The sequence below is a fragment of the Pseudomonas sp. 1912-s genome (assembly GCF_029269205.1).
GTDB lineage: Bacteria > Pseudomonadota > Gammaproteobacteria > Pseudomonadales > Pseudomonadaceae > Aquipseudomonas.
This window is the reverse complement of the sequence record NZ_JARIXR010000015.1, coordinates 68212-79488: the sequence shown is the minus strand read 5'-3', so window position 1 is coordinate 79488 and position 11277 is coordinate 68212. Positions and strand designations below refer to the sequence as shown.

Below are 11277 nucleotides of genomic sequence, written 5' to 3'. Positions count from 1 at the left end.
ATGAAGCAACTCCTAGTCTGGACGCTGTTCGGGATGATCGTGTCTGCACCCGTCGCGGTGCAGGCATCGGACGGGGCTGAGGCGCTGGCGCGCTGGCAGCAGCAATTCAGGCAAGAGCAAGAAAAGCGCACTGAGCGTCGGGCGGGCGAGCAGCATCCGGCACCAGGCGAAGCTGATAGGAATAGGCAACGCTCATAGATTTACCGGCATAGGTCGACGGTGATTAGCTGACTACCATGGGTGCACGTCAACCGAGAGGTATTTCCCATGAGTATTCACAAAACCCTGTTCATCACCGGCATCAGCAGCGGCTTCGGCAAGGCGCTGGCGGCAGAGGCGTTGGCCGCCGGCCACCGTGTCATCGGTACCGTGCGTAACGAAGAAGCGCTGCAAGCCTTTGAGGCGTTGTCCGCGGAGCGTGCCCACGGGGTAATCCTCGATGTCACGGACTTTGAACGCATCGACAGTGTCGTTGCCGAGGTCGAGACCCGCTTCGGGCCGGTGGATGTCCTGGTGAACAACGCAGGTTACGGGCACGAGGGCATTTTCGAAGAGTCGCCGCTGGAAGACATGCGTCGTCAGTTCGACGTCAACGTGTTCGGCGCCGTGGCCGTGACCAAGGCCTTCGTGCCGTACTTGCGCCAGCGCCGCAGCGGTCACATCATCAACATCACGTCCATGGGCGGCACGATTACCATGCCGGGCATTGCCTACTACTGCGGTAGCAAGTTCGCCCTGGAGGGAATTTCCGACACCCTGAGCAAGGAACTCAAGCCATTCAATATTTTTGTCACCGCGGTGGCGCCGGGCTCGTTTCGCACCGATTGGGCGGGCCGCTCGATGCAGCGTACGCCCCGCAGCATTGCCGACTACGACGCCAGCTTTGATCCGGTGCGCCAGGCGCGGGAGGAGAAAAGCGGCCACCAACTGGGTGACCCGCAAAAAGCCGCACAGGCGATGTTGACGCTGATTGCCAGCGACAACCCACCGGCGCATCTGCTGCTGGGCAGTGATGCGCTGGGTTATGTGCGGGAAAAACTCGCGCAGTCCCTGCGGGATATCGATCAGTGGGAGGCACTCACGCGGTCTACCGATGGTTGAGCGGTGGATCAGCGGCTGTCCGGGTTTACTGATCGAGGTTCGGCGAGAACAACGTTACGGAGCTACGATCAGGCGGGAACCCGTTTTGATAACTGCGCTCGACGCTCCATATGCTCATTCGCGACTCTTACCGCCTCGTCAGTTCGCCCCCACAACCCCGTTATCTGTGCGACGATCTCTGGCCGCGCGGTACGTGGGTTGCCCGAGCGCATTGTCGGCTGCGGGTCGTACTCGAGCACGAGTTGCGTAAACTCAGCCGCGTCCCGACCTTTGAGCTCGGCGATGACCTTCAGCGCAAAGTCGATACCTGCCGTTACACCGCCACCTGTGATTCGGTTCCTGTCGACGCATACCCGTTCGTAGCTCGGTTCGATACCCAGTGCGATGAGGGGTGCGTAGAAAGGCCAATAGGTCGCTGCACGGTAGCCCTCCAGTAGTCCCGCCATAGCAAGAAGTACAGAGCCTGTGCACACGGCGGTTACATAGGTGGCCGTCTTTCCTGCGCGAGCAATAAAATCGAGCAGCTCCTGGTCCTTCATGATTTCAGGCGTTCCTCCGCCACCTGCGACAAACAGCACGTCCAGGTTATCTGGAACGTCATCAATCGTGATCGTGGGGTTCAGGGTGACGCCCATATCCGTGGGAACGGGCTCCAGCGTCTTCCAGATGATGTGGGTCCTGGCATGAAGGCCGAACGCCGTCTGTGGGCCAGCCAAGTCCTGCAGAGTGAAACCAGGAAAAATCACCATGCCAATCTGCAGTTGGCGGTCTTCAATCGTATTGCTCATCTCATCAGGCATTACCGTCTCCTCGCGTCGTGGTTGACGAAAGAGTATTCCTGCTGGACGCTACAGGTGAGTGGCTTAAATGACATCAAGCGATCGTTTACTGCCAATTGTTTTGAGTGTGAGAGCGGAGGCCAACGTCGTGCATAAAATTGCGGTTCTGGTATTGAATGACGTAGTGCCGTTGGACTTTGGTATCGCCTATCAGGTTTTCGCGTTGGCTTCCCAGGTCGATGGCAGCAACGCATACGAGGTTGAGGTGTGCGCACCCGAGCGGACAATTCGGTCTGCTGGTTTTGATATGCAGGTGCGGTACGGCCTCGACCGTCTTGAGCTCGCCCACACTATTGTCGTTCCAGGGTGTGAAGACCCGTTTGGAGAGGTTCCAGAGGCAGTAAGCATCGCCCTTCGCGAGGCATATGTTCGTGGTGCAAGATTGGTGTCAATCTGCACGGGGGCTTTTATCCTTGCCGCGAGCGGTCTTCTTGATGGAAAACGCGCTACCACCCATTGGCGTTTCGCCGAGGACTTGGCCAAGCTTCACCCAGAGATACAAGTAGAACCTAATGTTCTATTCGTCGATGAAGGAAGCATCGTGACTTCGGCCGGCGCGTCAGCAGGATTAGATATGTGTTTGCATCTCGTGCGACGCGATTATGGTCAGTCTGTTGCGGCAAACACTGCCCGCCTAGCGGTCGCGCCACTGTACCGTGACGGTGGTCAGGCGCAGTTCATTCGTCAGGAGCTTCCAGGCTCTTCAACGAGCTTAATGCCCTTGATCGAATGGATACGGGACAATCTGAGCAGTTCGCACACGGTCGACAATCTTGCGGCGCGTGCCAACATGAGCTCTCGCACCTTCGCTCGGCGATTTCAAGAACAGACCGGGACTACACCTCTACAGTGGCTTCTCACCGCCCGCATTGATCGAGCGCGTGCATTGCTTGAGGAGAGCGAGACATCGATTGATCAAACGGCATTTCTTTCCGGATTCGGGTCTGCGGTGACCTTCCGTTCACGGTTCCGGAGAGTCGTTGGCCTCACGCCCACGGAGTACCGACGTCGTTTCAACTCGGCAAGCTAACGTTGTCATCGCAGAACCATGCCGGCGCTGTTTCCGGCAAACGAAGATGATGACGCCGTCGGGGGGGGATTCCATTACAGGCTATCCGGATCCCCGAAAAACATTTTTCTGGGCTCTAAAACAATATTTTCAGGCAGAATAATTTTATACATGCCCCCGATTTTGCCCCCATTGGCTTGCGCCACATTTTGATGATCTTGACCACGTAGGAAGCAAACAGTGGGTTTTTGGTGATGATGTTACCGGTCTACGTGAACCTCGTTACGAGGCATCCCCAAAAAACTCTGAACCAGGCCCTGATTGAGTAGTTTCTAATCTGTAATCTCCAAGTGAGCCCTCTAGGTAAAGGGGACACGCTCGCCAGGGCTTTTTACTGTGCGATAAACCCTCCGTCGACTACAAATTCAGCCCCTGTCGCAAACCGCGACTCTTCCGAAGCGAGAAACAGCGCCATATTGGCGATGTCGATCGCTTCGCCCAAAAAGCCGATGGGGTGCAACTTCGCCAGCCGTTCCAGTTCGACTGTGTCATTCCCGATCATTGGCGTCACGATGTACCCAGGATGAATACTGTTGACCCGAATCCTGTAGCCACTTCGACCCGCATGCAAAGCCGCTGATTTGGTGAGGTTGCGGATGGCTCCCTTGCCGGCGCAGTAAGCGGCATATTCCGGATGGCCGACGATACCTTCTATCGAAGACAGATTGATGATCGAGCCTCCACTGTTTCTCAGGTACTTGAACCCGTGCTTTATGCCGAAGAAAGTGCCGTGCAGGTTTACCGAAAGTTCTTTGTTCCAATCTTCAAAGCTCATGGTTTCGACGCTACCCGGCAATGCTATGCCGGCACTGTTCATCACAACATTGACGAATCCGAAGCGCGCCACGGTCGCGTCGAACGCGCTTACCCACTTGTCTTCAACGCGTACATCCAGTGGAATAAACAGCGCTTCGCCACCCATTTCGTGTATGGCCTCAAGAACGCCGCCAGCCCTCGCACTATCAATATCGCACAAGGCAATCCTGGCGCCTTCTTCTGCAAAACGGATAGCGCTGGCGGCGCCTATACCCGATGCTGCGCCGGAAATCAGCGCGACTTTGCCCTGAAGCCTGTTCATTGTGTTTGACCTGCGGCTTGAAGGTGGCTGGCGTAGGTGGCGGCTATCCCGAGATGGCCGCGGCCCTCAGCCACGGCCATTTCCATACAGTGAAGATTGGCGGTGAAGAGGCTGGCGCGCTGCCCGCAATCGAGCATGGTCTGGCGCCAGGACTTCACTGCCGCCACATAGATTGAAAGGGTCGCCTGGTCTGTTCGATAGTCATTAGACTTGTGGTGTTTAATGACCGCGGTCAGTTCAGTCTTGAGCAGTTCAAGAAAGTAATCTAGGCAGTCTTCGAGTGGTTCGATACCGACGCCAGCTTTCCCTGCGAAGTCCAAGGCCTCCAGAAAAGCACCAATACCGGTGTTGTAAAATGCACCGGCCATGGCAGCGTCCAACACATTGGCCGCGCTGGCTAACTCGCCTATCCAGCGCGAAGCAGCGCCGGGCAATTGCAGCAGAGGTTTATGCCGCGACCAGATATCCTTGGGCCCCGAATAGTGGATCAACGTGCTATCCCGGCCAATATCGTCAGGGTAGGCCTCTATTGCCGCCTCAAGATAATGCCCTCCCTGAGAATTGATGTAGGCCTGGAGCTCGGTGGCGTCTTTCGCCGAACCGGTCATGAAATTGATAAAGTCGCGGCCTGCGATCAAATGTTCATGTCCCTCCATGACGCTTCTGAAAACGCTGTAATCCAGCAGTACGACCAGCACCAGAGAGTTGGCCTCCAGCGCCGACACCAGGCTGGGCGCTGCTTGTGCCCCGTTTTTGACTAGCGCAGCGCACCTCCCAGGGGAGCGGTTCCATACCGTCACCGCCACGCCGCGATTCAGATAGCAACTCGCTAAAGCAGAACCCATCAGGCCTGTACCAAGCAGCGTGAGTTGTTGAGCCATGATATTCCCCTGAGGTAATCGCATTGATGTCGCCTGCACCGAAATGTACGCTTCAGCGCTAATACGGCTTATCCGAAATTGGCAACTCGACGGGTGCGGCCTACGCGCACCTGTAGTGAGCAGTTCGGATGGGCGTAAGATGCGGTAACGCGATAAAGGAGCAGCCAGGGCGTGCTATCAGAACGCGGTGGAATCAAAGATGGGGACGCCAGCCCCTACAGTCGTGCCGGCAAGCGGCTCAAGAAGATTGAAGACATCAACGATGCCGCCGCGATGGTCTTCGTCCGCGACGGCTATGCGCAGTTCTCCGCCCGCAAGGTCGCCAAGGAGTTGGGGATCAGCCTGAACAACCTTCAGCACTACTGTGGCAATACCGAGAATCTTTGTCGCCAGATGATTGCGGCAAAGCTGGGCCACTATGTCGCGTCGGTGAACCAGTTGGTCGAACAAGCCCGCGCCGAGACGCCAATTGAAAAGTTGGCGGTGGCTATCCGCGAAAACTCCGCAGCCACGCTGGACTGCGCCACCGGCAAATTCTTTTTCCAGATGGGTGCGCTGGCCAGTCACGACGTGTCTATCAAAGCATTGATGGTTGAACAGTACGATCAGTTTCTTATGGGCTTTTGCCGGTTGATTACTGAGATCAGCCCCCAATTGCCAAACGATCAGGTGCGTACTTACGCCGCACTGATCGCGACGCAAATCGATGGGATCTTCTTTTATCAGGACCAGCTAAATCCGACATCCGGCGTTCGCGAGCAAATGGTCGAAACGGCGATCGCTTTATGGACGACCATTCTAATGCCCGCGAAGGCTGACCTCCTATAACCACCCGGCGACTCAGATTTTGAAGTGGCCGACTTTCTGTTCAAGGATTTTAGCCAGTTGGTCCAGGCGGACACTGACGGTTTCCAGTATTTCTGCATTCTGTGCCAGTGTCCGAGTAAAGTCCCTGATGTTGCTGACGTTGGTGCTGACTTCATCCGCCACATTGCTCTGCTCTTCGGTAGCCGTGGCAATCTGCAGCGTCAAATCGCTGATTTTCTCTACCCCGACGCTCATTTGCCCCAGTGCGTGGCCTACCTTGGCAAACTCTTCGACCGTAGTGCTGGTCAATGCATGGCTCACACTCATCGCCGCAACGACATTGTCGGTATTGTGCTGGAGCGTTTCGATGACGAACTGGCTCCTGGCGACAGATTCTTGGGTGCGTCGTGCCAGCGTGCGAACTTCGTCTGCAACGACCGCAAAACCACGGCCTGCCTCACCTGCTCGCGCAGCCTCGATGGCGGCATTCAAGGCGAGCAGGTTAGTTTGCTCGGCGATTCCCCGTATGACTTCCAGCACCGAACTGATTTCGGTGCTGCTGTCAGCGAGCGTTCTGACCTCCGACATGTTTTGCGCCATGCCAAGGGACAGCTTCTGGATGGTTTGGCTGGCGCTGATAATGATTTGGTCTGCTCGTGATCCAGCTCGGTGGCTGTCTTGTGCAGAGTCGGCGGCGTAGCCTGTGTTTCGCGCCATTTCCTGGGCCGTTGCGGCCATTTCATTCGACGCTGTAGCAACCTGGTCAACCTCGCTGGCCTGTGCGCGCAACTGGCTGCGGGTGGCGTGCGCAATCGTTGCCGCATGCTGAGTGGCCTCACGCGTTTGCCCCGTAGCGGCATGGATCTCTTTGATCAAATGATGCAACTGGTCCAGAAAGCGGTTGAAGCCGTTTGAAAGCTCACCCAGTTCGTTGGGCTGGTAATAGTTGATCCGCCGAGTCAGGTCGCCGTCGCCGCTGGCGATGTCCTTGATCATTTGTGTGATCAGATGAAGCGGCCGCAACGATTTGTGAATGACCAGCGCACACAGTGCCAGTCCAAAGGCCCCCAGCACGGAGGCCGAAACCAGCATATGCCACGTACTCAGATGCCGTCTGGTATCGAGCTGGTCTGCCAGTTTCTCGGAGGGGGCCATGAGCGTATCCCAAGGCACATCGATCTTTACGGCCCAGGGGGCGGAATTTTCAATAGGCGAGAAGGGCAGTGACAGTTGGTAATTGTCTTGTTCACGCGCCAGCACCACACCCGATTCGAAAGTTCCACGCTCAAGTCGGGCACCATAATCCGGCCAGATTTCTGAAGCGGGCTTGCCCATTGTTTTCGCTGAAGCGCTGTTGGCGGCGATGATCCCGGTATCGCTGACGACACTCACTGTGGAGTGTCCGTTGTAGATGCCCCGAGCCAGTTCCACACTTTGTTCCTGAAGGTCGTTCAGGCTCAAATCCACCACCAGCACCCCAATGTATTTACCCTTTTCCATATAAGGCAAAGCCAGCGAGACCAGCCCTTCGGTGTGCCCATTCAAGGTGTCGAAGTAAGGCGCGGTGATGCAAGGCTTGAGTGTGCTTTTCGAACAACTGTACCAATAGTTCATCGGTTGGCCACTGGTGTTGAGCTGGTCGCCATTGATGGCTTTTTCGTCCAGGGCAGTCAGTTCGAAGTCAATGCTGCCGTAACGCGAGTAGTAGGTTGAAAAACGTCCGGTTTCGTTTGAACCGAACTCAGCCTTGCCCTTGAAGTCCAGATCCTCTCCGCCCGCCTGGCCGGGTTCGAACGCGACGTACAACCCCAGGAAGGCGGGGTTGGAGACGATCGCTTGATGGATACTTTTAACCATGTTGCGGCGCAAGTTTTCAGCGTTGATACTGCCCTCGGCGTACTGGTCCCGCAGCGTGCTCATTTGCAGCGCCACAAGCTGCGCCATCTGGTTGGCGTTGCTGAACTTGTGTTCGATACGTAATTGCTGGGCTTTACCGGTACCGATCAATTGGTCGCGCGCGGCAATTTCCAAAAGTTCGGCGCTTTGCTTTCTGATCTCTTTGGAGGAGATTTTGCCTTGATAGAGGTTGATGGCTATGACGCTTGCCAGCATGGTTAGCAGGCAAAGGCCCGTCAGGGCGAGCATCCTGAATTTTATTGAATAAATCGATGGCATGCGCAGCGCCTTCTTTGGGTATAGGTAACTATGTGCACCGCAAAAAAAAGGGCGCCAATAAGACGCCCCGAAAGGGAACCATATGCCGGGTCAGCGGAAGCTGGGCATGGGCTGGATTGCAGCAGGGCGTTAGAGGCTGACCTTCATGGCGCCGGGCCCTGGGATAGGGTCAAGTGTGGGGCGGCTACTGAGCGCCGTTCCTTTTGTGTAGTGACCTTTGCCCAATGGCGCCACGATGAGCCTTACCGCCAGGTAATACGCGGCGCCCGAGAGGGCGATGACCGGAATGGACGCGCCGAGGTAGCGGAACCACCCGTTCATCGCCACCGTCACCGGATCGTACATCGCCAGGTAGCCCACCACGGCCACGATGCTGATGCCGACGGCGATCCAGTTGACCCCGCCCCAGTAGGCGTAATGGCTGTTACGTGTGGCGAACAGGCTGGGCGCGTCCAGTTGTTCGCGTCGCAGAATGAAGTAGTCCACCAAGGTGATGCCTGAGATGCCGACGAACATCACGCCGTTGTACGACAGCCAACTCATCACCTTGGACAGCAGCCATTCGGTTTCGAAGGCAAAGTACACGCCGGGCAGCAGGAGCAGCGCGAGCAGCAGTTCCCATTTCAATCGCGCGAAGAACTTCACCTGCTGAATGGAAACCCCGGCCAGGTACATCATCACCACCATGGTCGCAATGTTGGCCGTGAGAACCACGCTCATCACAATGGATCCGAACACCGGCCCACCAACGGCAATCATCCAGATCGTCGGGTCATAGGTGCCTGCGCTGATCGCCGCAAGGGCCGCGACCGTTGAGACAACGGCTGCACCGAGGATGCCAACGCCAATGATCGAGGGGCCCATGACATGGTGTTTGCTTTTGACCAGTCGCGTCAGGCCACCCATGATCGGCCACCACGTCATGGAGTTGGAGACGCCAAATTCGACCGCAAGTGCCAAGCCCTGTACGGGATCATGGGAGAGCATCTGGTCCTGCGGCACCTGGTTGTGCCACAGGCTGTCGAGGCCGAACTTGTGCACTAGGATGCCGAACATCACCAAGGTGATCAGCATGTGCAACGGGCCGATATAGCCATTGAGGCGCTCAAAGAATTTCGGCCCCTTGCAGGCGATGATCCAGACAACGAACAACGCCAGCAGCGCCACACCGATGACCAGATGCTCATGTGAGTCGCCAGTGACCTGGGTGCCTGTGACGGTCGCTGCGACGTTTGCCGCACCCCTGGCGGTCAGCGCCTCGACCACATAAGACCAGCCGATCAAGGTGGCCATCAGACCGAACAACGGCACCACGATGCCGCGATAGCCGAACGATGCCTTGGCCGTATCGATCGGGTCGGTGCCGTATTTGTAGCTGGGGACGCCAGACGCGAGCGACACCAGCGCCATGCCGATAATCAGGCCAATCACGTAGCCCATGACCCCGAGCCGCCAATCCCCGACATACGGCAGGTAACTGCCAATCAGGAAGGCCCAGGTGGCGGCGCTGAATGCACAACAGGTCCACAGGAACGAGCCATAGGATTTGTACACGCGGTTGCCCGACAGCACCGGCAGCCGACCCGCGAGCGCTTCTTGTTCGACACTCTGTGACGTGCTCATGCCGTTGCTCCCACCGCCATCAAGGTGCCGATCCACAGGGTCGCACCAAGGAGAATCCACAACGAAGCTTCTCTAACGAGCGGGGCAGCGCTGCTCCAACATTCGGAATGCGTATGCTCAGGCTGGTTCATGGCCTCCAGTTGTTTCAACAGATCCGTGTTCAAGCTTTCGCTTGTAGTCATCATTCCTGTGCCGTGTCCAACATCAGTTTTGCTCATGTGGTTGCTCTCTGGACGTGTGCTTGCGAGGCCGTCCGCTTTGGCTGTTTTAGAGAATTATTATGGCAGCGGTATTCAGTGTTGCCGGGCGCCGGTTAATGCGACCGGTTTTCAGCCTACGCCGGGCCAGCCGGCGCCTCGTATCCGTTTTTGGCAATCCGTCTGCCGATAGTGGCGACAGCCGGCCGCCTGCCCGCGTGGGTAGTTTGTTCCCGGTTCAACCGATAGGGGTTGAGTAAATTCGCACCTGTATGGGTCGGGCGACCCAGTTTGTGGTCAGTGCGTCGAGCGATGACACACACCGCCCCTGGCTTCGGATGCGCTGGGGGTTTCGTGCTCTGGCTGGAAGGTGCGCTCTAGACACTTTCCTCTGCCATGAGTCGAAATTTCGGAGTGGGTGATAGTGAAACGGCGCAAGGCTTGCATACAGGCAGGCGTCACCTGAGACACTGCGAGATCGCACCATGGCCACTCTTACCCCACCCAACGCTAACCAGTTCCGCTTTATGGAAAGCCACGATGCCTTCGAGCACGCGGGATGCCTGAGCGAATGGGATGACAACCGCTACCACCAGCTGGAGAAAAAGGCACCTTTTCACGGCGCCATCGCCAGCCACTCCATTGCCGGGAAGGTGCTGATCACGCGCGAGACGATGGACAGTCCCTGTGTGGAGCAGATCTGCCATGTGCCGCTGGATTCGATCGTCATCGTCAACGTACGCTCAGCTGAGGATGTGTTGCTCAATGGCCGGTACGTCAATGCGAACACCTTCCATGTCTCATCGGGGCGCTCATTCCATGCGGTCGCCAAGGCGCCCATCGAAGCGCTGATGTTGACGGTCAGCAAAGCGGCTTTTTTTGAGCGCTTCAACACGGAGACGTTCCTGGGCGGCGAGTCCAAGCCGTTCGAGCGATTCGTTCAACCTGCCCCGGCGACCCAGGTCGATTTCGAAGTGAACCTCAAATCGCATCTGAGTGACGTTCACGCAGGCATCGGGCTGACACCGTTCAGCACCAGCCTGGAGAGGGTGTTCGGCTGCGTTCAGGAGATTCTTGACTTCGATCGTTCAAGCCGGCTGGTGATTCCACCGTCCACCCGGACATACATCGTGGAAAAGAGCTGTGAGTTTTTTGCCCAGCGTGTCCAGGATGAAGACATCGGCGTGCTGGACCTCTGCAATCACCTACGGATCAGTCGCCGTACGCTTCAATACAGTTTCGAGGACGTGTTGGGCATGACGCCGCTGAACTACTTGAGGTCGGTACGGTTGAATATGGCCCGCAAGCTGTTGATGTCTTCACCCCAAGACACCATCCAGGGCGCAGCCCTGGATTCCGGCTTCAGCCATTTGGGGCGTTTCTCAAAGTACTACCAGGATTTTTTTGGCGAGTTGCCTTCCGAGACGGTCAGCCGTTTGGGGGCGAGTCGACGTCATCATTAAAGCGGCGGCCATGAAAAAGCCGGCCCTTTCGAGGCCGGCTTTTT

The 11277-nt window shown here is 56.9% G+C and carries 11 protein-coding genes; 5 read left to right on the top strand and 6 right to left on the bottom strand.

What is annotated here, in order from left to right; translation table 11 throughout:
* Together P3C29_RS19280 and P3C29_RS19275 are read left to right on the top strand one after the other, a co-directional pair.
* Positions 1 to 198: a hypothetical protein gene (locus P3C29_RS19280; protein WP_275965208.1), complete on the top strand. Its 198-nt coding sequence runs from the start codon at positions 1 to 3 to the stop codon at positions 196 to 198.
* A 69-nt stretch (positions 199 to 267) separates the two neighbouring features.
* Positions 268 to 1101 carry an oxidoreductase gene (locus P3C29_RS19275; RefSeq protein WP_275965207.1) on the top strand — a complete coding sequence of 278 codons (834 nt, stop codon included), beginning with the start codon at positions 268 to 270 and terminating at the stop codon, positions 1099 to 1101.
* Positions 1102 to 1169: 68 nt separating this feature from the next.
* Here the strand turns inward: P3C29_RS19275 and P3C29_RS19270 are convergent, their stop codons facing one another.
* A complete protein-coding gene (locus P3C29_RS19270; RefSeq protein WP_201123946.1) occupies positions 1170 to 1901 on the bottom strand; it encodes a DJ-1/PfpI family protein in 732 nt (243 codons plus the stop codon).
* A 67-nt stretch (positions 1902 to 1968) separates the two neighbouring features.
* On the opposite strand from P3C29_RS19270, the gene P3C29_RS19265 reads away from it, so the two are divergent.
* A complete protein-coding gene (locus P3C29_RS19265; RefSeq protein ID WP_275965206.1) occupies positions 1969 to 2970 on the top strand; it encodes a helix-turn-helix domain-containing protein in 1002 nt (333 codons plus the stop codon).
* Between the two features lie 370 nt (positions 2971 to 3340).
* Here the strand turns inward: P3C29_RS19265 and P3C29_RS19260 are convergent, their stop codons facing one another.
* Together P3C29_RS19260 and P3C29_RS19255 are read right to left on the bottom strand one after the other, a co-directional pair.
* Entirely contained in the window at positions 3341 to 4087 is a 747-nt protein-coding gene (locus P3C29_RS19260) for an SDR family oxidoreductase (protein ID WP_275965205.1), read from the bottom strand.
* Positions 4084 to 4968: an NAD(P)-binding domain-containing protein gene (locus P3C29_RS19255; protein WP_275965204.1), complete on the bottom strand. Its 885-nt coding sequence runs from the start codon at positions 4966 to 4968 to the stop codon at positions 4084 to 4086. Before P3C29_RS19255 ends, P3C29_RS19260 begins: the two co-directional genes overlap by 4 nt.
* 171 nt (positions 4969 to 5139) lie before the next feature.
* On the opposite strand from P3C29_RS19255, the gene P3C29_RS19250 reads away from it, so the two are divergent.
* Complete coding sequence (locus tag P3C29_RS19250) at positions 5140 to 5796, top strand: TetR/AcrR family transcriptional regulator (RefSeq protein WP_275965203.1); 657 nt, start codon at positions 5140 to 5142, stop codon at positions 5794 to 5796.
* Between the two features lie 12 nt (positions 5797 to 5808).
* On the opposite strand, the gene P3C29_RS19245 is transcribed toward P3C29_RS19250, so the two are convergent.
* The 3 genes from P3C29_RS19245 to P3C29_RS19235 all read right to left on the bottom strand — a co-directional run bounded on the left by P3C29_RS19245 (position 5809) and on the right by P3C29_RS19235 (position 9791).
* Positions 5809 to 7950 (bottom strand): methyl-accepting chemotaxis protein, encoded by a 2142-nt coding sequence (locus tag P3C29_RS19245; RefSeq protein ID WP_201123958.1) that lies wholly within the window; start codon positions 7948 to 7950, stop codon positions 5809 to 5811.
* Between the two features lie 129 nt (positions 7951 to 8079).
* Positions 8080 to 9573 (bottom strand): cytosine permease, encoded by a 1494-nt coding sequence (locus tag P3C29_RS19240; RefSeq protein WP_242487062.1) that lies wholly within the window; start codon positions 9571 to 9573, stop codon positions 8080 to 8082.
* Positions 9570 to 9791: a hypothetical protein gene (locus P3C29_RS19235; RefSeq protein ID WP_201123961.1), complete on the bottom strand. Its 222-nt coding sequence runs from the start codon at positions 9789 to 9791 to the stop codon at positions 9570 to 9572. The genes P3C29_RS19240 and P3C29_RS19235 overlap by 4 nt, the downstream gene beginning before the upstream one ends.
* A 464-nt stretch (positions 9792 to 10255) precedes the next feature.
* On the opposite strand from P3C29_RS19235, the gene P3C29_RS19230 reads away from it, so the two are divergent.
* On the top strand, positions 10256 to 11233 hold the full coding sequence (locus tag P3C29_RS19230) for a helix-turn-helix domain-containing protein (protein WP_201123962.1): 978 nt from the start codon (positions 10256 to 10258) through the stop codon (positions 11231 to 11233).
* Positions 11234 to 11277: the final 44 nt, after the last annotated feature.

Coding starts and splice junctions, on each gene's coding strand:
- P3C29_RS19280 (WP_275965208.1), top strand. CDS start 1: ATGAAGCAACTCCTAGTCTGGACGCTGTTCGGGATGATCGTGTCTGCA.
- P3C29_RS19275 (WP_275965207.1), top strand. CDS start 268: ATGAGTATTCACAAAACCCTGTTCATCACCGGCATCAGCAGCGGCTTC.
- P3C29_RS19270 (WP_201123946.1), bottom strand. CDS start 1,901: ATGCCTGATGAGATGAGCAATACGATTGAAGACCGCCAACTGCAGATT.
- P3C29_RS19265 (WP_275965206.1), top strand. CDS start 1,969: ATGACATCAAGCGATCGTTTACTGCCAATTGTTTTGAGTGTGAGAGCG.
- P3C29_RS19260 (WP_275965205.1), bottom strand. CDS start 4,087: ATGAACAGGCTTCAGGGCAAAGTCGCGCTGATTTCCGGCGCAGCATCG.
- P3C29_RS19255 (WP_275965204.1), bottom strand. CDS start 4,968: ATGGCTCAACAACTCACGCTGCTTGGTACAGGCCTGATGGGTTCTGCT.
- P3C29_RS19245 (WP_201123958.1), bottom strand. CDS start 7,950: ATGCCATCGATTTATTCAATAAAATTCAGGATGCTCGCCCTGACGGGC.
- P3C29_RS19240 (WP_242487062.1), bottom strand. CDS start 9,573: ATGAGCACGTCACAGAGTGTCGAACAAGAAGCGCTCGCGGGTCGGCTG.
- P3C29_RS19235 (WP_201123961.1), bottom strand. CDS start 9,791: ATGAGCAAAACTGATGTTGGACACGGCACAGGAATGATGACTACAAGC.
- P3C29_RS19230 (WP_201123962.1), top strand. CDS start 10,256: ATGGCCACTCTTACCCCACCCAACGCTAACCAGTTCCGCTTTATGGAA.